Below are 20179 nucleotides of genomic sequence, written 5' to 3'. Positions count from 1 at the left end.
CCTTTGCGTTCGCCCATCCCGCGAGCAGCCAAAAAAGTTAAGAAATCATTAATTCCCGCGAAACTTTTCCCGCAGCCCCCGTGCTTCTTATCAAGTTGATAGACACGGACGGAGTTGGGACATGGCGCGTATCTTGGAAAGACTGCTGGGCGGACAATCGGAACGCTCGGACGCGAGCCTGGCTCAGGCTCCGGTGTGCCTGACGCGCGACGATATCCTCCAGACTTTCCCGGAACTGGCCCGCTAGAGCCAGTCCCTCAAAATGGGGATCAGGGGCAGGTCAGCGGGCGGCATCGCATAGTCGCGCATCTCGCGCGGGCGGACCCATTTCAGAACCTGCCCCTCGCGCGCCGTCGGCTGGCCCTGCCACTTGCGACAGGCGAACAGCGGCATGAGCAGGTGGAAATCATCGTAGCCATGGCTGGCGAAGGTCAGCGGCGCCAGGCACGATTGCCATGTGTCGATTCCCAGCTCCTCGTGCAATTCGCGGATCAGGGCGGCCTCGGGCGTTTCGCCCGGCTCGACCTTGCCGCCGGGAAACTCCCACAGGCCTTCCATCGACTTGCCGGGCGGGCGTTGCGCCAGCAGCACGCGCCCGTCCACGTCGATCAGCGCGACCGCGGAGACCAGCACCGTCTTCACGACCGGTAATCCGCGTTGATCGTGATGTAGGCGTGGGTCAGGTCGCAGGTCCACATGGTATCCGCGCCGTCGCCCAGCCCCAGGTCGACGCCGATGGTGATCTCGTCGCGCTTCATGTATTCGGCGCCCCGCGCCTCGGTATAGTCGGGCGAGACCCAGCCGTCGCGCGCCACCTCGATGTCGCCGAAGGTGATGCGCAACGTGTCGCGGTTTGCGGCGGCGCCGGACTTACCCACCGCCATGACGATGCGGCCCCAGTTCGGGTCCTCGCCCGCGATGGCCGTCTTGACCAGCGGCGAGTTGGCGATGGCGCTGGCCACCTTGCGGGCGTCGGCGTCGCTCTCGGCGCCGGAGACGTCGATCTGGATGAACTTGGTCGCGCCCTCGCCGTCGCGCACGACCTGGTGGGCGAGGTCCAGCATCAGGTCACCCAACGCGTCCTCGAACGGGCCGTGGCGGTCGTGAACCGCAGAGCCCTTGTTGGTGGCAGCCATCAGCAGCGTGTCCGAGGTCGAGGTATCGCTGTCCACCGTGATCGCGTTGAAGCTGCGGTCGGTCAGGTCGCCCAGCATGTCCTGTAGCAGCGCCCGCTGGATGCTGGCATCGGTGAAGATGTAGACCAGCATCGTCGCCATGTCGGGCGCGATCATCCCCGAGCCCTTGGCGATCCCGGCGATGGTCACCGTCTCGCCGCCGATCTCGACGGAGCGCACGGCGCCCTTGGGAAAGGTGTCGGTCGTCATGATGGCGCGGGCGGCGGCATCGATCCCGCCGGGTGCAAGGCCCCCGACCAGCCCGTCGATGGCCGCGGTGATGCGGTCGTCGGGCAGCCGTTCGCCGATCACGCCGGTGGACGAGGTGAAAACGCGGTCTTCGGGCACGTCGCAGGCCCGGGCCACGGCCGCGCAGATCCGCGCGACCGATGCCTCGCCCGCGCGGCCGGTGAAGGCGTTGGAATTGCCCGAGTTCACCAGGATCGCCGCGCCAGCGTCGCTGTCGCCGCCGATCTTGGCCTGGCAATCCAGCACTGCCGCCGAGCGCGTGGCGGAGCGTGTGAAGACGCCCGCCACCGTGGCGCCGGGGTCCAGGACCGCCAGCATCACGTCGGTCCGGTCACGGTATTTCACGCCCGCCTGCGCCGTGGCCAAGCGCAACCCGTCGATGGCGGGCAGTTCGGGGAAGCGTTCGGGCGCCAGCGGCGACAGCGCGGGCATGGATCAGCGCGCCAGGATCGACGGGTCGTTGATGACGGACGGGTCGACGGCATCCTCGGCGATGGTGATGTCGGCGGCCTCGCGGCGCGTCTCGATCTCGTTCGTGATGCGCTCGCTCAGGACCTGCTGGGCCAGCTCGTCGCGCACCTCGTCCAGCGACGGCGCCTCGGTCTGGCGCGCGTCGTTCAGCTTGATCACGTGCCAGCCGAACTGGGTCTGCACCGGGCCGGCGATGGCGTTCACGTCCATCTCCTGCACGGCCTGGTCGAAGGCCGGAACCATCTGGCCCGGGCCGAACCAGCCCAGCTCGCCCCCCGAAGGACCCGACGGGCCTGTGGAGTTTTCGCGCGCCAGGGTGGCGAAATCGGCACCGTCTTCCAGCTGCGCGATCAGGTCGGCGGCCTCTTCCTCGGTCTCGACCAGGATGTGCGAGGCGTTGAATTCGGGGCTCGACTGGAAATCGCCGAACATCTCTTCGTAGGCGGCCTGCACCTCGGCATCCTCGACGGGCTGCTCCTGCAGGTCCAGCACGGCGGCGCGGGCAAGCTGCGACCGGCGCTCGTTGTCGATGAAGATCTGCTCGACCTCGCCGACCTCGCGGCCGTCGGCCAGGACGGCCATGGAGATCAGCTGATCCAGCACCGCGTCATAAAGTTGCTGCGCGGGCATCTGGTTCACCTGCTCGCCCAGCGACGCGCGGTAGGCCGCCACGTGACCCAGCGTGATCGCCGTATCGCCCACCGTGGCGACGACGGTATCGGCCTCCTGCGCGTGGGACGGCAGGGCGGCGCCCATGGCAAGGGTGCAGGCGGTGGCGATGGGGATCAGTCGATTCATGCTTTCGTCCTTCGTGGCAAGGGTCCAGCGGGCCCCGGCGTTGACACTGTGATAGGCGCCCCTTACATCGCTAACAGCTTGAAAAGGGGGCCGGCTTGACGCCCTAATTATGCGCCCGCCCGGATGCGGGCAAGCATGTCCCCCACACACGATGCCGTCAGGAGAGACAATGCTGGGTCTGGGTTCCGTCGCCAAAAAGGTTTTTGGCACACCGAACGATCGCAAGGTGAAGGCCACGCGGCCGATCGTCGATGCGATCAACGCGCTCGAGCCCGAGTACGAGGCGCTGTCGGACGACGCGCTGAAGGAAAAGACCCAGTCGCTGAAGGCCCGCGCCGAGGGGGGCGAGTCGCTGGACGATCTGCTGGTCGAGGCCTTCGCCAACTGCCGCGAGGCCGCGAAACGCGCCCTGGGCCTGCGGGCCTTCGACGTGCAGCTTATGGGCGGCATCTTCCTGCACCAGGGCAACATTTCCGAAATGAAGACCGGCGAAGGCAAGACCCTGGTCGCGACCTTCCCGGCCTACCTGAACGCGCTGACGGGGCGTGGCGTGCACATCGTCACGGTGAACGACTACCTGGCCAAGCGCGACAGCGAATGGATGTCCAAGGTCTATGACGCGCTGGGCATCACCTGCGGCGTCGTCTACCCGCAGCAGCCCGACGCCGAGAAGCGCGACGCCTATGCCTGCGACGTGACCTATGCCACCAACAACGAGCTGGGCTTCGACTACCTGCGCGACAACATGAAGTCCGAGCTGAAGGACATGTACCAGCGCGACCATTACTTCGCCATCGTGGACGAGGTCGACAGCATCCTGATCGACGAGGCGCGGACGCCGCTGATCATCTCGGGGCCCGCGCAGGACCGGTCCGAGCTCTACAAGACCATCGACACGGTCATCCCGCACCTGCAGGACGAGCATTTCTCGCTGGACGAGAAAACGCGCAACGTCACCTACACGGACGAGGGGAACGAGTTCCTCGAGGGGCACCTGCACGCCGCCGGCATCCTGCCCGAGGAACAGACCCTCTACGACCCCGAGTCCACGACGATCGTTCACCACGTGAACCAGGGCCTGCGCGCCCACAAGCTGTTCACCAAGGACAAGGACTACATCGTCCGCGACGGCGAGGTCGTGCTGATCGACGAGTTCACCGGCCGCATGATGGCGGGCCGCCGCCTGTCCGACGGTTTGCACCAGGCCATCGAGGCCAAGGAAGGCGTGAACATCCAGCCCGAGAACGTGACGCTGGCGCAGGTGACGTTCCAGAACTACTTCCGGCTCTACGACAAGCTGGCTGGCATGACCGGCACCGCCCTGACCGAGGCCGAGGAATTCCAGGAGATCTACGGCCTGGGCGTGGTCGAGGTGCCAACCAACAAGCCCATCGCCCGCGAGGACGAGCACGACGCCGTCTACCGCACCGCCGGCGAGAAGTACCAGGCCATCGTCGAAGCCATCCGCAAGGCCCACGAGAAGGGCCAGCCCGTGCTGGTCGGCACCACCTCGATCGAGAAGTCCGAGCAGCTTTCGGACCTGCTGAAGAAGGCCGACCTGCCGCACAACGTCCTGAACGCGCGCCAGCACGAGCAGGAGGCGCAGATCGTTGCCGATGCCGGCAAGACCGGCGCCATCACCATCGCCACCAACATGGCCGGCCGCGGCACCGACATTCAGCTGGGCGGCAACGTGGACATGAAGGTCATGCAGGCGCTGGCGGAAAATCCCGACGCCGACCCCGAGGAAGTCCGCGCCCGCATAGCGGCCGAGACGGCGGACGAGAAGGAAAAGGTGAAGGAGGCCGGCGGCCTGTTCGTGCTGGCCACCGAACGGCACGAAAGCCGTCGGATCGACAACCAGCTGCGCGGCCGGTCGGGCCGCCAGGGCGACCCTGGCCGGTCCTCGTTCTTCCTGTCGCTCGAGGATGACCTCATGCGCATCTTCGGGTCCGAGCGGCTGGAAAACGTCCTGCAGAAGCTCGGGATGAAGGAAGGCGAGGCCATCGTTCACCCCTGGGTGAACAAGTCGCTGGAAAAGGCGCAGGCGAAGGTCGAGGGCCGCAACTTCGACATCCGCAAGCAGCTGCTGAAATTCGACGACGTGATGAACGACCAGCGCAAGGTGATCTTCGCCCAGCGCCGCGAGATCATGGAGGCCGAGGACCTGGGCGAGATCGCGCAGGACATGCGCCACCAGGTGATCGATGACCTGGTCGACCAGTACATCCCGCCCAAGACCTATGCCGACCAATGGGACGGCGAGGGCCTGTACGTGGCCGTGCTGGAGAAGGTCGGCATCGACATGCCGGTGATCGCCTGGACCGAAGAAGACGGCCTCGACGACGAGGTCATCCGCGAGCGGCTTTATACCGCGTCGGACGAGTTCATGGCCGAGAAGGCCGCCAAGTTCGGCCCCGAAAACATGCGCATGATCGAGAAGCAGATCCTTCTGCAGACGATCGATGCGAAGTGGCGCGAGCACCTGCTGACGCTGGAACACCTGCGGTCGGTCGTGGGCTTCCGCGGCTACGCGCAGCGCGACCCGCTGAACGAATACAAGAACGAGGCGTTCCAGCTGTTCGAATCCATGCTCGACAGCCTGCGCGAAGACGTGACCCAGAAGCTCGCCCAGATCCGCCCGCTGACCGAAGAGGAACAGCAGGCGATGCTGGCGCAGATGCAGCAGCAGCGGAAGCAGGTCGAGGCCGAGGCACAGGCCACGCCCCCGCAGGGCGAGGCGCAGGCCGAAGCCGCCGCGCCCGGCTTCGTCGAGGCGGACCCGTCGACCTGGGGCAACCCCGGCCGCAACGACGCCTGCCCCTGCGGATCGGGCAAGAAGTTCAAGCATTGCCACGGGCAGCTGGTCTGACCCTCGGCGCCGCACCGGGTTTGCCTGCATCATTCAGCAGGGCCACCGGCGCGGCCGACCACACGTCGCGCGCCAGCCCACGAGATCGGAGGCCGCCGTGTTTGGTGGTCGGGTTCGCCTGGATGCTGGCCATCCTGGCGATCGTTACCGCGCCGGCGCGCGCCGATGACGTCACGCTCAGCGCCCGGGACGGCAGCCTGTCCATCGACGGCACGCTGCTGGGCTTCGACGGTGAATTCTACCGCGTCGATACCGAGTATGGAGAACTGACGCTCGATGGATCCGGAGTCACCTGCGACGGGCCGGGCTGCCCCGATCTTCTGAACTTCGTCGCCCGGCTTCGCATTTCGGGCAGCGCGAGCGTAGGCGCGACGCTCTTGCCTATCCTCCTGGAAACCTTTGCCGTGCGGAACGGGTACGACGTGATCCGCGAAGACGGGACCAATGGCGAGCGGACATTCGTGCTGGCCGAGCGTGGGTCCGAGCAAACCTCGGGCGAATTCATCTTCAACCTCAATTCGTCGGACGAAGGGTTCGCCGACCTTATCGCCGACGAGGCCGATCTTGTGATTTCGCGCCGCGCGGTCAGCCGCGACGAGGCCGTCCTGGCGCGGCAGGCGGGCCGCGGCACGCTGACCGATCCTGGACGGTCGCGTATCCTGGCGCTGGACGCGATCGTGCCGGTCATCGCGGTCGAGAACCCGCTGCCGGACATCACGCTCGAAGATCTGCGTGGTATCGTGACCGGCCGGCTCACCGACTGGGCCGAGCTGGGGCAGGAGCCGGGCCCGATCGTCCTGCACATCACCCGCCCGTCGACCGGGCTTTTCCAGTCCTTCATGCGGCGCGTCCTGCGGCGGGAGAGCGTCGCGCTGCCTGACGGAACGGTCGTGCATGACGACGATGGCACACTTGTCTCCGAGGTCTCGGACGATCCCCTGGCGCTGGGCCTTGCGGCCTTCTCGGATATCGGCAACGCGCAGCCGGTCGATCTGCGCGGGCCGTGCGGGCGGCGCAGTGCGGCCAATGCCATGGCGCTGAAGTCCGAGGATTATCCGCTGACCACGCCGATCTTCCTGTACACGCCCGCGCGGCGCCTGCCGCGACTGGCGCGCGATTTCCTGGCCTACGCCAATTCGCCCGCGGCCCAGGCGGTGATCGCGCGGGCGGGGTTCGTCGACCAGTTCCCGCAGGCGGTGTCATTGGATGCGCAGGGCGCCCGGCTTGCCAACGCGATCCGCAATGCGGGGACCGAGGTGTCGCTGTCGGACCTGAAGGACATGATCGCGACGCTGGAAGGGCGGTCGCGCCTGACGATCTCGTTTCGCTTCGAAGGGGGCTCGACCCTGCTGGATGCGCAGAGCCGGTCGAACGTCGCGCTGCTGGCCGAGGCCCTGGAGCGTGGCCTGTTCGACGACCGCCGCCTGACCTTCGCCGGATTTTCCGACGGCACCGGCGATGCGGTCGCGAACCGCCGCCTGTCGCGCGACCGGGCCGAGGTGGTGCGCGATGCCGTGCGGACCGCCGCCCGCACCATGGACCCGAGCCGCATCACGCTGGACGTCGTTGGCTTCGGCGAAGCCCTTCCCATGGCTTGCGATGACGTGGAATGGGGCCGCGGCGTCAACCGCAGGGTCGAGGTCTGGCTGGACTAGGCCGCTAAAGGTAGCCCTGCGCCCGGAAGCTGAGTTCGTTCGATTTCCCGATGATCAGGTGGTCGTGCAGCGTCAGGCCCAGCGCCTGGCAGGCGCGGTCGATCTGGTCGGTCATGGCGATATCGGCTTGGCTGGGCGTGGGATCGCCCGAGGGGTGATTGTGCACCAGGATCAGCGATTTGGCGTCGAGCTCCAGCGCGCGTTTGACGACCTCGCGCGGGTAGACGGGCACATGGTCGACGGTGCCGCGCGCCTGTTCCTCGTCGGCGATGACGGCGTTCTTCGTGTCCAGGAACATGATGCGGAACTGCTCGGTCGCGCGGTTGGTCATGGTGGTGTGGCAGTAATCCAGAAGCGCCTGCCATGAACTGACCACCGGCCGCCCGATCACGCGGGCGCGGGCGATGCGGTGGGCGATCGCCTCGGCCAGTTTCAGCTCGACCAGAACGGCGGGGCCCAGACCCTCGATCTTCTTCAGCTGCGCGGGGCTGGCCGCCAGGACGCAGCCCAGGTCGCCGAAGGTGTCGATCAGTGTGCGCGCCAGCGGTTTGACATCGCGGCGCGGGATGGCGCGGAACAGCAGCAATTCCAGCAGCTCGTAATCCGGCATGGGCGCGCCGCCGCCTTCCATGAACCGCTCGCGCAGCCGGGCGCGATGGTCGCGCAGGTAGGACGGCACCTTGTCGCCACGGGCGGGCTGCGCCTGTGCCTCGGCAAGACCGAAGAGCGGCAGGTCGGAGGAAGAGATCCTGTCATGCGCCATGCCCGATGCTTGCCCGGGCATGGTTAAAGCCAGGTTAAGCGGGGGCGGGCCGGTGCACGCCACCGGGTCCACCAAGCGAAAAGCCCCGGCGCGATGGCCGGGGCTCTGTCTTACTGGTTCAGGCCGTCCCAGAAGGTTTTCACCTTCTTGAAGAAGCCCGAGCTTTCCGGGTTGTTGTCCTCGGACAGCTTGTCGAACTCGCGCAGGAGCTCTTTCTGCTTCGAGGTCAGGTTCACCGGCGTTTCGACCGCGAGCTCGATATACATGTCGCCCGAGCCGCCGCCGCGCAGGTGGGGCATGCCCTTGCCGCGCAGGCGCATCTGCTTGCCCGACTGGCTGCCCGCGGGGATCTTCACGCGGCTGCGGCCGCCATCGATCGTGGGCACCTCGATATCGCCGCCCAGCGCCGCGTCGGTCATGCTCACCGGTACGCGGCAATACAGGTTCTCGGCCTCGCGCTGGAACAGCGGGTGGGGCGTCACGTCGATGAAGATGTAGAGATCGCCCGACGGTCCGCCACGCAAGCCGGCCTCGCCCTCGCCGCCCAGGCGGATGCGGGTTCCGGTCTCGACGCCCGCGGGGATATTGACGCTGAGCGCGCGGTCCTTCTCGACCCGGCCGGCGCCGCCGCAGGATTTGCAGGGATTCTTGACGATCTGGCCGGCACCCGAACAGGTCGGGCAGGTGCGTTCGACGGTGAAAAAGCCCTGCTGCGCCCGGACCTTGCCCATGCCCGAACAGGTGGGGCAGGTCGTCGGTTCGGCTCCGCCCTCGGCGCCCGATCCTGAGCATGTGTCGCAGGGCACCGAGGTCGGCACGGTGATGGTCTTCTGCAGGCCCTTGTGCGCCTCTTCCAGCGTGACCTTCAGGTTGTAGCGCAGGTCGCTGCCGCGCGTGGCGCGTTGGCCGCCGCGGCGCTGCCCGCCCATGATGTCGCCGAACAGGTCGTCGAACACGTCGGAAAACGCGCTGGCGAAGTCGCCCTGGCCTCCGGCGCCGGGACGACGCGCGCCGCCGCCACCGCCCATGCCGCCTTCGAAGGCCGCATGACCGTAGCGGTCGTAGGCGGCCTTCTTCTCGGCGTCCTTCAGAACCTCGTAGGCCTCGTTCGCTTCCTTGAACTGGGCCTCGGCCTTGGGGTTGTCGGCATTGCGGTCGGGGTGCAGTTCCTTGGCCTTCTGGCGATAGGCTTTCTTGATCTCATCGGCCGAGGCGCCCTTGGAGACGCCCAGAACCTCGTAGAAATCGCGTTTTGCCATAGGAATGATCCTTCACGGTAAAGGGCCGGCCCGATGGCTCAGGCCGACCCTTCGATTAGTGCGACGGGGCGATCAGGAGGCCCGCTTGTCGTCGTCCAGGTCTTCGAAGTCGGCGTCGACCACGTCGTCATCCGCGTCCGACGGGCCGTCGGCGCCGTCATCGTCGCCGCCATCGGCCTTTTCCTGCTCGGCCTTGTAGATGGCCTCACCCAGCTTCATGGACGCTTCGGTCACGTTCTGGATGCCGGACTTGATCTTGCCCGCATCGTCGGTCTCGAGCTGCTCCTGCAGGTTCGAGATGGCCAGTTCGATGGCCTCGACGGTGGTCGGGTCGACCTTGTCCTTGTGCTCTTCCAGCGACTTCTCGGTCGAGTGGATCAGGCTTTCGGCCTGGTTCTTGGCCTCGACCAGCTCCTTGCGGCCCTTGTCGGCCTCGGCGTTCTCCTCGGCATCGCGGACCATCTTCTCGATCTCGTCGTCCGACAGGCCACCCGACGCCTGGATGGTGATGTTCTGCTCCTTGCCGGTGCCCTTGTCCTTGGCGCTGACCGACACGATGCCGTTGGCGTCGATGTCGAACGTCACCTCGATCTGGGGCAGGCCGCGCGGCGCGGGCGGGATGTCTTCCAGGTTGAACTGGCCGAGCATCTTGTTGTCCGCCGCCATCTCACGCTCGCCCTGGAAGACCCGGATCGTCACCGCGTTCTGGTTGTCCTCGGCGGTCGAGAAGATCTGGCTCTTCTTCGTGGGGATCGTGGTGTTGCGGTCGATCAGCCGGGTGAACACGCCGCCCAGCGTCTCGATGCCCAGCGACAGCGGGGTCACGTCCAGCAGGACCACGTCCTTCACGTCACCCTGAAGCACACCGGCCTGAATGGCGGCGCCCAGCGCGACGACCTCGTCGGGGTTCACGCCCTTGTGCGGCTCTTTCCCGAAGAACTTGGTCACTTCTTCCACGACGCGGGGCATGCGGGTCATGCCGCCGACCATCACGACCTCGTCGATCTCGTTCACCGACAGGCCGGCATCCTTGATCGCGTCCTTGCAGGGCTTGATCGAGCGCTTGATCAGGTCGCCCACCAGGCTTTCCAGCTTGGCGCGGGTCAGTTTCATGACCATGTGCAGGGGCTGACCGTTCGACCCCATGGTGATGAAGGGCTGGTTGATCTCGGTCTGGCTGGAGCTCGACAGCTCGATCTTGGCCTTCTCGGCGGCTTCCTTCAGGCGCTGCAGCGCCATCTTGTCGTTCCGCAGGTCCGAGCCGTGCTCTTTCTTGAACTCGTCGGCCAGGTAATCGACGATCGCCATGTCGAAGTCTTCACCGCCGAGGAAGGTGTCACCGTTGGTCGACTTCACCTCGAACAGGCCGTCGTCGATTTCCAGGATGGTGATGTCGAAGGTGCCGCCGCCAAGGTCATACACGGCGATGGTCTTCGATTCCTTCTTGTCGAGGCCATAGGCCAGCGCGGCGGCCGTCGGCTCGTTGATGATGCGCAGGACTTCGAGGCCCGCGATCTTGCCGGCGTCCTTGGTGGCCTGACGCTGCTGGTCGTTGAAATAGGCCGGGACGGTGATGACCGCCTGGGTCACTTCCTCGCCCAGATACGACTCGGCCGTTTCCTTCATCTTCTGCAGGATGAAGGCCGAGATCTGCGAGGGGCTGTATTTCTCGTCGCGGGCCTGGACCCACGCGTCGCCCTGGCCACCGTCGACGATGGTGTAGGGCAGGTTCTTCTTGTCCTTCGCCAGGCCTTCGTCGGCGAACCGGCGGCCGATCAGGCGCTTGACGGCGAAGATGGTGTTTTCCGAGTTGGTGACGGCCTGGCGCTTGGCCGACTGGCCGACGAGCCGCTCTTCTTCGGTGAAGGCGACGATCGAGGGCGTGGTGCGCGCCCCTTCCGAGTTTTCGATGACGCGCGGCTGGCTGCCATCCATGATGGCGACGCAGCTGTTGGTGGTCCCAAGGTCGATGCCGATGACTTTGGCCATATGTCTGGTCCTCTTCGTTAGGCGATGTATGTGCGGTCTGGCCCGGTGCGGCACCCGACCGACGATCCCAATTTTCCCGGTTTAGCGCCCGCGGGGCGGCGTTGAACGGCTATATAGGAATGGCCTCTGGGGGCTGCAAGCGATGTGGGGGACGCGAATGCACAGAAACGTGAAGCTTTTTCGGGTGTGTGAACGGGGCGCCGCGGAATGGATCTGAACGGGGTCACGATCCATCCCGGCGCGCTGGACCACGCCGCGCAAGAGGCGCTGGTCGCGGACCTGCGCGATGTGGTTTCCGCCGCGCCGCTGTTCCATCCCGAAACGTCACGCGGCCGGAAGATGAGCGTGCGGATGACCTCGGCCGGGGCGGTGGGCTGGGTCAGCGACCGTCGCGGCTATCGCTACGAGCCCGCGCACCCGTCCGGCGTGGCATGGCCGCCGATCCCCGACCGCCTGCTGGCGCTGTGGGACCGGCTGGCGGACTGCGCGACGCCCCCCGACACCTGCCTCATCAACTTCTACGGCGAAGGCGCGCGCATGGGGCTGCACCAGGACCGGGACGAGGCGTCGTTCGACTTCCCGGTGCTGTCGCTTTCGCTCGGTGACGACGCGCTGTTCCGCGTGGGCGGGACCGAACGCGGGGGGCGGACGAAATCGGTCTGGCTGTCCTCGGGGGACGTGGCGGTGATCGGCGGCGACGCGCGGCTGGCCTATCACGGGATCGACCGGACACGGTTCGGATCGAGCAGCCTGTTGCCGCAGGGGGGCCGGATCAACGTCACCCTGCGCGTGGCGGGTGTCAGCGCCGCGCCTCCCAGCTGAGCGAGGCGTGCCGGCGGGTGTAGAATTCGCCCATCATGCCCAGAAGCAGCAGCACGCACGTGGTCCAGAGCGCGTAGTGCCAGTCCGAGAAATGGGGGAAGTAGTTCACGAAGGTGAATCCCCGCGCCTGGTCGATGGTGTGGAACAGCGGATTCCAGTCGAACCAGACCAGCATGTAGCCGGGCAGCGAGTTGGCGACGAACATCTTGCCCGAGGCGATCATGTTCACCCGGGTATAGATCGTGGCAGTGGTGGCGGCGAACTGCGGGAACCAGGGCTTGATCGCCAGCAGGATGATCCCCACCGCGACGCCGAAGAACCAGGCCAGGATCACCATGCCGAACGCGCCGGGCCAGTAGTGGATGCTGATGGGCCCCCAGCCCACGTGGTAGACGTAGAGAACAACCATCATCGACAGCACCTGGGTATAAAGCGACCCCAGCGCGGCCGCGCCGATGGCGACAGCCGTGGTCATCGGCCGGTGCTTCATCATCGGCGAGGACGGCCCTTCGGACCCCACCACGGCCGTCACGGTGCGCGTGTTGACCATGTAAAGGAAGATGCCCGTCATGATATACAGCAGGAAATCGCCGCGGATGGCCGCGCTGCGCATCCCCAGCACCACGAACAGCAGGTAGAACGCCATCACGAAGATGACCGTCTGCAGGATGTTCAGCCCGATCGCCATCAGTGCATTGGCGTGGGTCTTGCGCACCGACTGGACGGTCATGTGATAGATCAGGTCGGCCACGGTCGTGGCCGACTTGAGCCGGGTCTCCTTGGCGTCTTGTTTGAACATCGGGTGCCGTTCCGCCTGTACCATCGCGCCGCGGTGGCGCGCTTGCCCGTGGCTATACCGTGGAATGTTGTTGTTTTCTTGACGCTGAACCATAAGGTCGGTCGCGAGCGCGATCAATAACGCGACAGAGGGCTGGGAATTGAATTACGACACGCTTTTCACCGTCATGCGGCGGCTGGCCCTGCAGGCGGGCGACGTGATCATGGAGATCTACGACCGCGACGATTTCGATGTCGACCGCAAGGATGACGACAGCCCCGTGACCACCGCCGACCGGGCCGCCGACGACCTGATCTCGGCCGGATTGCGTGTGGCCTTTCCCGACGTGCCGCTCGTGACCGAGGAACAATCGGCTTCGCACGGTCAGAGTGTTTCCACGTTCCTGATCGTTGATCCGCTGGACGGGACCAAGGAATTCGTGAAGCGCCGCGGCGATTTCACGGTGAACATTGCCTATGTCGAAGACGGTACGCCGGTGCGGGGGGTGGTCTACGCCCCGGCGAAGAAGCGGATGTTCCTGACCCTGCCGGACGGCCAGGCGGTCGAGGAGGACGGCGCGCTCGACCCCGATACCGTCGGAGACCTGGCACCGATCTCGGTCTCGCAACCCGACAACTCCGCGCTGCGCGTCGTCGCGTCGAAATCCCATCGGGACCAGGCGACCGACGACTACATCGGCAAGTACGCGACTGCCGACACCAAAAGTGCCGGATCGTCCCTCAAGTTCTGCCTGGTCGCCACGGGCGAGGCTGACTTCTATCCCCGTCTCGGACGCACGATGGAATGGGACACCGCCGCCGGACATGCCGTGCTGATCGGGGCCGGCGGCCGCGTGGTGCGGTTCGACGATCATACCGATCTGGGCTACGGCAAATCCGAGTTCGCGAACCCGTTTTTCATTGCCTATGCGCCGGGCGTCGATTTGAAGACCGGCTGAGACAGGTTACGTACCGCAACGAGTATCGCGGCCGAATGCCGCAGCACGTGAACCGAACAAGGACAATGAAATGGTCAAGCCCGTCACCAAAGCCGTCTTCCCCGTCGCGGGACTGGGGACGCGGTTTCTGCCCGCTACCAAGTCGATTCCGAAAGAGATCATGACGCTGGTCGACCGGCCCCTGATCCAATACGCCATCGACGAGGCGCGGGCGGCCGGCATCACCGATTTCATCTTCGTCACCTCGCGCGGGAAATCCGCGCTCGAGGATTACTTCGACCGCGCACCCGAGCTCGAGCACGCGTTGGAAGAGAAGAACAAGAACAAGCTCATGGAGGTGCTGGAAAGCACCAACATGCCGTCGGGCGCCATTTCCTACGTGCGCCAGCAGCAGGCCATGGGCCTGGGCCATGCCGTGTGGTGCGCGCGGCGCCTGATCGGGGACGAGCCCTTCGCGGTGCTGCTGCCCGATGACGTCATCATGGCCGACGAGCCGGTCCTGGCCCAGATGATCGAGGCCCATAACGAGATCGGCGGCTGCATGATGGCCGCGATGGAGGTCGAGCCCGAGGCGGCCAGCGCCTACGGTATCCTCGACATCGACAACCGCGACGGCAACGTGGTCAACGTGAAGGGCATGGTCGAAAAGCCGCCCATGGGCGAACAGCCGTCCAACATGGCAGTGATCGGCCGATATATCCTGACCCCCGAGGTGCTGGACGAGCTGCACGAGACCGATGCCGGTGCCGGCGGCGAGATCCAGCTGACGGACGCCATCGCCGCGCAGATCGGCAAGGATCCGGGCGTTTCCGGCCTGATCTTCGACGGCGAGCGGTATGATTGCGGCAACAAGGGCGGCTTCCTTCAGGCGACAGTGGCCTTCGGCATGGCGCGGGACGACCTGGGCCCCGATTTCCGCGACTATCTGCGCGGACTCGATTTCGGGAAGTAGCGTGCGGGGCGCCGTCCCATTTCTGCGTGACGGCGCCGTCTCCCTTCCTTTGCACGGCGTTATCCTTCGGCGGCGAGGCCTCGCCGCTTGATCGGCCCCCGAGATCCAAGCGGTCCGCCCCTTCCCGCAACGCATCGCGGTACACCGGATCTCTGGCAGGCCTATCGCTGGCGATTTGCCCGGCGCCGGCTCCTGGCGCGGGCCATCGCCAAACGCCGGCAATTGCGCCCTGTCGTGGATTGCACCGACGCCATCGCGCCGGGCGACATCCTGGGCTTCATCTGCCTGCGGAACGAAGCGGCGCGCCTTCCCTTCTTTTTGGAGCATTGCCGCAGGCTGGGTGTCGCGCACGTGCTGGCCGTCGACAATGGCAGCACCGATGGATCGCTGGACCTGCTGCGCGACGCGGCCGACGTGTCGGTCTGGTCCACCGATCACAGCTATCGCCTCAGCCGGTTCGGGCTGGACTGGATCACCTGGCTCCAGATGCGCCACGGCTCGGGCCACTGGTGCCTGACGCTCGATGCGGACGAGCTGCTGGTCTATCCCTACTGGCAGACCCGCCCGCTGCCGGCGCTGTGCGCCGAGCTGGACCGGCGCGGCCGCGCCAGCATGGGCGCGCTGATGCTGGACATGTATCCGCAGGGCCGGTTGGCGGATGCGGCCTGCCCGCCGGGCACCGACCCGACCGAGGCGCTGGGCTGGTTCGACGCTGGCAATTACATGATCCGACGCCAGCCGAAGCAGGACGCGCTGTGGATCCAGGGTGGCCCCCGGGCGCGGGCCTTCTTCGCCGACGATCCGCGCCGCGCGCCGACCATGGGCAAGGTGCCCCTGATCCGCTGGCACTGGCGCTATGCCTACCTCAACTCGACCCACGCGGCGCTGCCCCAGCGGTTGAACCGCGTCTATTCCGGGGAGGGCGGGGCCGAGCTGTCGGGCGTTCTTCTGCACACCAAGTTCCTGGACCAGATCGTGGAAAAGTCGGCGGAGGAGCGTCAGCGCGGCGAGCATTTCGCGAACTCCGCGCTCTACGACCGGTATTACCAGGCCCTGACCGAGAACCCGACGCTCTGGACCCCGCATTCGACCCGGTACCGCGGCTGGCGCCATCTCGAGGCGCTGGGCCTCATGTCACGGGGTGGCTGGATATGAGCGCCGCGTCCTTCTGGAATGTTTCTTTAAGGCAGAATGTGTTAAAGGCGTTCCCGAGCAGGGTCGGCGCGGATCGGGGCGAGAATACGTCCGCCGCCCGGGACATGGATGTTGGGCAGGACCGTTAGGTGAGCATTCTCGACGCGTACAAGCGGGGCGCACGCCGGAGGCGGCTGTACCTGCGTGCCATCCGCAAGCGGCGCGAGCTTGAATGCGTGCGCGACCGGACCCAGGCGATCAAGACGCGCGATATCCTGGTCGTCACCGTGCTGCGCGACGAGATCAAGCGCCTGCCGTTCTTCCTGAAATACTACCGCGACCTGGGCATTCGCCATTTCCTGATGGTCGACAACGGCTCGACCGACGGGTCGTGCGAATACCTTGCCGAACAGCCCGACGTGTCGCTGTGGTCGACCGGTGCCAGCTACCGGCGCGCGCGGTTCGGCGTCGACTGGGTGAACTGGCTGGCCCGCCGGTACGGGCTGGGCAAGTGGATCCTGACCGTCGACGTGGACGAGTTCTTCATCTACCCGTTCTGCGACACGCGACCGATCCGCGCCCTGACCGACTGGCTGGACGCGGCCGAGATCCGGTCCTTCGGCGCGATGATGCTGGACATGTATCCGAAGGGCGCGATGACCGACGTGGTCTACCAGCCGGGGCAGGACCCGCTGGAGATCTGCTCGTGGTTCGACGCGGGCAACTACATGATCAGCCGCAACTGGGACTATGCGTCGCTGTGGATCCAAGGGGGGCCGCGGGCCCGCAAGTTCTTCGCCGAAACGCCCTACCGCGCGCCGGCCCTGAACAAGGTGCCGCTGGTGAAATGGGGGCGCGGCAACGTCTTCGTCAGCTCGACCCACATGCTGTTGCCCCGGGGGCTGAACCTGGTCTTCGACGACCGCGGGGGCGAAAAGGCCTGCGGGTGCCTGCTGCACGTCAAGTTCCTCGACGCGTTCCTCGAGAAGTCGCAGGCCGAGGTGGCACGCGCCGAGCACTATCGCGGCGCGGCCGAGTATCGCGCCTATGCCGACGCCTTGCGCGACGATCCGGACCTGTGGTGCAAATGGTCCGAGAAATACATCAACTGGCGCCAGCTCGAGATCCTGGGCCTGATGTCGAAGGGCAATTGGGCGTGACCGTCGGTTTCATCATGTTGTGCCACGAGGCGCTGGACCGCGCCGCGCAGGTGGCCAGCCACTGGGCCGATCGCGGCTGCCCCCTGGTGATCCACGTGGACAAGCGCGTGTCGGCCGCCCGGTTCGAGCGGTTCCGCACGGCGCTCGCCCGGCACGACAACATCGTCTTTTCCAGCCGCGTCGCCTGCGAATGGGGGACCTGGTCGCTCGTTTCGGCGACGCTGCGCGCGGCCGATGTCATGCTGGACCGGTTCCCGGAGGCCAAACACGTCTTCATGGTGTCGGGCACCTGCCTGCCGCTGCGCAGCGTGGCGGACCTGAAGACGTACCTGGCCGACCGCCCTGACACGAGCTTCATCGAAAGCGTCACCACCGCCGATGTCTCGTGGACCAAGGGTGGCCTGGATTCCGAACGCTTCACCCTGCGCTTCCCGTTTTCGTGGAAACGGCAGCGGCGGCTGTTCGATGCCTACGTGCGGCTGCAACGGCGCATGGGCGTGCAGCGACGGATCCCCTATGGCATCCGGCCGCATATGGGATCGCAGTGGTGGTGCCTCAGCCGCCGTGCGCTCAAGGCGATCCTCGAGGATCCGCGGCGCGGCGAGTTCGAACGCTATTTCCGCCGGGTCTGGATCCCGGACGAATCCTATTTTCAGACCCTCGTGCGACTGCATCCCGGTCGGGTCGAAAGCCGGTCGCTGACGCTGTCCAAGTTCGACTTCCAAGGCAAGCCGCACATCTTCTACGACGATCACTTGCAGCTTCTACGGCGGTCTGACTGTTTCGTGGCGCGCAAGATCTGGCCGCAGGCGAACCGGCTCTACGACACGTTCCTGACCGACCGTCCGGCCTCGGCCACCCTGTCCGAGCCGAACCCGGGCAAGATCGACCGCATCTTCACCAAGGCGACCGAGCGGCGGGTTCGCGGTCGGGCCGGGCTCTACATGGCCAGCCGGTTCCCGCCAAAGGATTACGAGTCCGGTCGGACCTGCGCGCGCTACACGGTCTTCGAAGGCTTCGGCGACCTTTTCCACGATTTTCCCGGATGGCTCCAGCGCGCCACCGGCGTCCGCGCCCACGGACACCTGTTCGCCCCCGAGCGGGCCGAGTTCACCGACGATCAGCGCAGCTATGCCGGCGCCCTGTCCGATAGCGCGTCGCTGCGCGACTACAACCCGCGCGCATTTCTCACGAACCTTATCTGGAACACACGGGGCGACCGGCAGGCGTTCTTGTTCGGCCCCCGCGACAACCAGCGCATCGCCGAGTTCATCGCCTATGACAGCAACGCCGAGATTCTGATCATCACCGGGTGCTGGGCCGTGCCGCTGTTCAAGTCCGACGCGCCCTTCAGCGAAGTCCGGCGCGAGGCGGCGCGCCTCCAGAAGATCGAAGCCGCGCATGTGGACCTGTTACGCGACCCGCACGTAAAGGCGCGCGTACGGGTCTGGTCCATGGCCGACTTCGTGGAATCCCCGCTCGAGCCGTTGCAGAGCATCGCCGAGGAGACCGGCGTCTGGCAGTCGCGCAAGCTGACCGAGGCGCCGCGGATGGTCGACCTGACCGGGTTCGGCCAGTTCCTGCAGAACCTCAAGAACGAGGGGATGAACCCTTACATGATGGGCGATTTCTCGTCCGGGGATGGCCCGGAACTGGAGCAGCCCGAGATCCGCAAACCTTATATCGTCCGGTAATCCATGGCCCGTCCCTTCGACAGTTTCATCGTTCTGGCCGAGATGCGGACCGGCTCGAATTTCCTGGAAGAGAACCTCAATCTTCTGCCGGGTCTCACGTGTTGGGGCGAGGCGTTCAACCCGCATTTCGTGGGCCATGCGGGCCGGTCGGAACTGGCCGGCGTCTCGCTGGACGACCGCGAGCGGGATCCGGGCAAGCTGCTCTCGGCCTTGGCCGAGCAGACCGACGGCTTGCCGGGATTCCGGTTCTTTCACGACCACGACCCCCGCGTGCTCGAGACCTGCCTGGCCGATCCGCGTTGCGCCAAGGTGGTTCTGACGCGCAACCCGCTGGAAAGCTACGTGAGCCTTCAGATCGCCCGCCAGACGAACCAGTGGCGACTGGGCGATGCCAAGGACGCGCGCCGCGCCAGCGTGGCGTTCGACAGCGCCGGATTCGCGTCGCACCTGGCGCAGTTGCAGGCGTTTCAGCGGATGCTGCTGCACCGCCTGCAATCCAGCGGGCAGACGGCATTCTACCTGGATTACGAAGACGTGGGTGCGCTGGACGTCATCAACGGCCTCGCCGCGTGGCTGGGTCTGGACGGGCGGCTGGATGCGCTGTCGGAGCGGACCAAGGTGCAAAACCCCGCGCCCCTGCGGGACAAGGTCACGAACTACGACGAGATGGTCGCCGAACTGGGCGGGATCGACCATTTCGGCCTGGGCCGCACGCCGAATTTCGAGCCGCGGCGGGGGCCCGCCGTACCATCCTACGTCTTCGGCGCCACCGCGCCGCTGGTCTATATGCCCGTGAAGGGCGGCCCCGAGGACAGCGTGACGCGCTGGCTGGCGGAGCTGGACGATGTTGCGCCCGAGACGCTGGAGACCGGGTTGAACCAGAAGGGCCTGCGGCGTTGGAAGCGCACCCATCCCGGGCATCGCAGCTTCACCGTCCTGCGGCACCCCGCCGACAGGGCCCACGCCGTCTTCTGCCGCCACATACTGGTGCCCGGACCCGACTGTTTCGACGACCTTCGCGCGATCCTGCGCGCGCGCTATACGCTGCCGATCCCCGAGGGCGCGCCGGGCCGGGGCTATGACGCCGACGCGCACCGGGCGGCGTTCCTGTCGTTCCTGCATTTCCTGCGCGGCAACCTGGGCGGGCAGACCAGCCTGCGGGTGGATCCGGCCTGGGCCACGCAGGCGACGACGCTTCAGGGCATGAACCAGTTCGTCCTGCCCGACCGCGTGTTCCGCGAGGACGAGTTGCCCGAGGAACTGCCGCGCCTTGCGACCCAGTTGGGTGCGAAGGCGAAGGCCTATGTCCCCGACGCGCCCGAGGTGCCCCACAGCCTCGATGCCATCTGGTGCGACGAGGTCGACCGGGCGGTGCGCGACACCTACCAGCGGGATTTCATGATATTCGGGTTCGGCGACCGCGCCTGAGACGCGGCGACAGACCGGCGAC

The 20179-nt window shown here is 66.3% G+C and carries 17 protein-coding genes; 10 read left to right on the top strand and 7 right to left on the bottom strand.

Annotation, left to right across the window (positions count from 1 at the left end; genetic code table 11):
• The first annotated feature begins 121 nt into the window (after positions 1 to 121).
• Positions 122 to 247, top strand: a complete 126-nt coding sequence (locus BMX96_RS20055; protein WP_269085880.1) for a hypothetical protein — start codon at positions 122 to 124, stop codon at positions 245 to 247.
• Here BMX96_RS20055 and BMX96_RS07475 read toward each other — a convergent pair.
• Genes BMX96_RS07475 through BMX96_RS07465 form a run of 3 tightly spaced genes read right to left on the bottom strand, consistent with a single transcriptional unit; the run spans position 244 to position 2693 of the window.
• Entirely contained in the window at positions 244 to 642 is a 399-nt protein-coding gene (locus BMX96_RS07475; protein ID WP_091844943.1) for a (deoxy)nucleoside triphosphate pyrophosphohydrolase, read from the bottom strand. The two genes, BMX96_RS20055 and BMX96_RS07475, sit on opposite strands and share 4 nt — an antisense overlap.
• The gene (argJ, locus tag BMX96_RS07470) at positions 639 to 1856 is read right to left on the bottom strand and encodes a bifunctional glutamate N-acetyltransferase/amino-acid acetyltransferase ArgJ (protein ID WP_091844942.1); all 1218 of its coding nucleotides are present in this window, start codon (positions 1854 to 1856) and stop codon (positions 639 to 641) included. The genes BMX96_RS07475 and argJ overlap by 4 nt, the downstream gene beginning before the upstream one ends.
• Before the next feature lie 3 nt (positions 1857 to 1859).
• Positions 1860 to 2693, bottom strand: a complete 834-nt coding sequence (locus tag BMX96_RS07465; protein WP_091844941.1) for a peptidylprolyl isomerase — start codon at positions 2691 to 2693, stop codon at positions 1860 to 1862.
• Positions 2694 to 2862: 169 nt separating this feature from the next.
• On the opposite strand from BMX96_RS07465, the gene secA reads away from it, so the two are divergent.
• Both secA and BMX96_RS07455 read left to right on the top strand, forming a co-directional pair.
• Positions 2863 to 5565 (top strand): preprotein translocase subunit SecA, encoded by a 2703-nt coding sequence (gene secA, locus BMX96_RS07460; protein WP_091844940.1) that lies wholly within the window; start codon positions 2863 to 2865, stop codon positions 5563 to 5565.
• A gap of 104 nt (positions 5566 to 5669) precedes the next feature.
• Positions 5670 to 7220 carry a phosphate ABC transporter substrate-binding/OmpA family protein gene (locus BMX96_RS07455; protein ID WP_330220637.1) on the top strand — a complete coding sequence of 517 codons (1551 nt, stop codon included), beginning with the start codon at positions 5670 to 5672 and terminating at the stop codon, positions 7218 to 7220.
• 4 nt (positions 7221 to 7224) lie between these two features.
• On the opposite strand, the gene radC is transcribed toward BMX96_RS07455, so the two are convergent.
• The 3 genes from radC to dnaK form a co-directional block, all read right to left on the bottom strand.
• Complete coding sequence (gene radC, locus BMX96_RS07450; RefSeq protein WP_236736995.1) at positions 7225 to 8004, bottom strand: RadC family protein; 780 nt, start codon at positions 8002 to 8004, stop codon at positions 7225 to 7227.
• Between the two features lie 89 nt (positions 8005 to 8093).
• Entirely contained in the window at positions 8094 to 9242 is a 1149-nt protein-coding gene (gene dnaJ / locus BMX96_RS07445) for a molecular chaperone DnaJ (protein WP_091844937.1), read from the bottom strand.
• Between the two features lie 72 nt (positions 9243 to 9314).
• Complete coding sequence (gene dnaK / locus BMX96_RS07440; protein ID WP_091844936.1) at positions 9315 to 11231, bottom strand: molecular chaperone DnaK; 1917 nt, start codon at positions 11229 to 11231, stop codon at positions 9315 to 9317.
• Positions 11232 to 11438: 207 nt separating this feature from the next.
• On the opposite strand from dnaK, the gene BMX96_RS07435 reads away from it, so the two are divergent.
• Complete coding sequence (locus tag BMX96_RS07435) at positions 11439 to 12053, top strand: alpha-ketoglutarate-dependent dioxygenase AlkB family protein (RefSeq protein ID WP_091844935.1); 615 nt, start codon at positions 11439 to 11441, stop codon at positions 12051 to 12053.
• Here BMX96_RS07435 and BMX96_RS07430 read toward each other — a convergent pair.
• Positions 12031 to 12852, bottom strand: coding sequence for an ABC transporter permease (locus BMX96_RS07430; protein ID WP_091844934.1), 822 nt, complete (start codon positions 12850 to 12852; stop codon positions 12031 to 12033). The two genes, BMX96_RS07435 and BMX96_RS07430, sit on opposite strands and share 23 nt — an antisense overlap.
• 139 nt (positions 12853 to 12991) lie before the next feature.
• Between BMX96_RS07430 and cysQ the strand changes: the two genes are divergently transcribed.
• From cysQ to BMX96_RS07400, 6 genes are all read left to right on the top strand, one after another.
• Complete coding sequence (cysQ, locus tag BMX96_RS07425; protein WP_091844933.1) at positions 12992 to 13789, top strand: 3'(2'),5'-bisphosphate nucleotidase CysQ; 798 nt, start codon at positions 12992 to 12994, stop codon at positions 13787 to 13789.
• A gap of 70 nt (positions 13790 to 13859) precedes the next feature.
• A complete protein-coding gene (galU, locus tag BMX96_RS07420; RefSeq protein WP_091844932.1) occupies positions 13860 to 14741 on the top strand; it encodes a UTP--glucose-1-phosphate uridylyltransferase GalU in 882 nt (293 codons plus the stop codon).
• Between the two features lie 87 nt (positions 14742 to 14828).
• Entirely contained in the window at positions 14829 to 15896 is a 1068-nt protein-coding gene (locus BMX96_RS07415) for a glycosyltransferase family 2 protein (RefSeq protein ID WP_407944656.1), read from the top strand.
• Positions 15897 to 16024: 128 nt separating this feature from the next.
• Positions 16025 to 17035, top strand: coding sequence for a glycosyltransferase family 2 protein (locus tag BMX96_RS07410; protein WP_073126733.1), 1011 nt, complete (start codon positions 16025 to 16027; stop codon positions 17033 to 17035).
• Positions 17032 to 18729, top strand: a complete 1698-nt coding sequence (locus BMX96_RS07405) for a DUF5927 domain-containing protein (protein ID WP_091844931.1) — start codon at positions 17032 to 17034, stop codon at positions 18727 to 18729. Before BMX96_RS07410 ends, BMX96_RS07405 begins: the two co-directional genes overlap by 4 nt.
• A 3-nt stretch (positions 18730 to 18732) precedes the next feature.
• Positions 18733 to 20157 (top strand): nodulation protein NodH, encoded by a 1425-nt coding sequence (locus tag BMX96_RS07400; protein ID WP_091844930.1) that lies wholly within the window; start codon positions 18733 to 18735, stop codon positions 20155 to 20157.
• Positions 20158 to 20179: the final 22 nt, after the last annotated feature.

Source organism: Palleronia pelagia (assembly GCF_900110115.1).
GTDB lineage: Bacteria > Pseudomonadota > Alphaproteobacteria > Rhodobacterales > Rhodobacteraceae > Palleronia > Palleronia pelagia.
The sequence above is the reverse complement of the archived record's forward strand: the minus strand, read 5'-3'. Positions and strand labels throughout refer to the sequence as shown.

What these genes read in the sequence shown, in the direction of transcription:
- BMX96_RS20055 (WP_269085880.1), top strand. Translation starts at nt 122, where the DNA reads ATGGCGCGTATCTTGGAAAGACTGCTGGGCGGACAATCGGAACGCTCG.
- argJ (WP_091844942.1), bottom strand. Translation starts at nt 1,856, where the DNA reads ATGCCCGCGCTGTCGCCGCTGGCGCCCGAACGCTTCCCCGAACTGCCC.
- BMX96_RS07465 (WP_091844941.1), bottom strand. Translation starts at nt 2,693, where the DNA reads ATGAATCGACTGATCCCCATCGCCACCGCCTGCACCCTTGCCATGGGC.
- secA (WP_091844940.1), top strand. Translation starts at nt 2,863, where the DNA reads ATGCTGGGTCTGGGTTCCGTCGCCAAAAAGGTTTTTGGCACACCGAAC.
- radC (WP_236736995.1), bottom strand. Translation starts at nt 8,004, where the DNA reads ATGCCCGGGCAAGCATCGGGCATGGCGCATGACAGGATCTCTTCCTCC.
- dnaJ (WP_091844937.1), bottom strand. Translation starts at nt 9,242, where the DNA reads ATGGCAAAACGCGATTTCTACGAGGTTCTGGGCGTCTCCAAGGGCGCC.
- dnaK (WP_091844936.1), bottom strand. Translation starts at nt 11,231, where the DNA reads ATGGCCAAAGTCATCGGCATCGACCTTGGGACCACCAACAGCTGCGTC.
- BMX96_RS07435 (WP_091844935.1), top strand. Translation starts at nt 11,439, where the DNA reads ATGGATCTGAACGGGGTCACGATCCATCCCGGCGCGCTGGACCACGCC.
- BMX96_RS07430 (WP_091844934.1), bottom strand. Translation starts at nt 12,852, where the DNA reads ATGTTCAAACAAGACGCCAAGGAGACCCGGCTCAAGTCGGCCACGACC.
- galU (WP_091844932.1), top strand. Translation starts at nt 13,860, where the DNA reads ATGGTCAAGCCCGTCACCAAAGCCGTCTTCCCCGTCGCGGGACTGGGG.
- BMX96_RS07400 (WP_091844930.1), top strand. Translation starts at nt 18,733, where the DNA reads ATGGCCCGTCCCTTCGACAGTTTCATCGTTCTGGCCGAGATGCGGACC.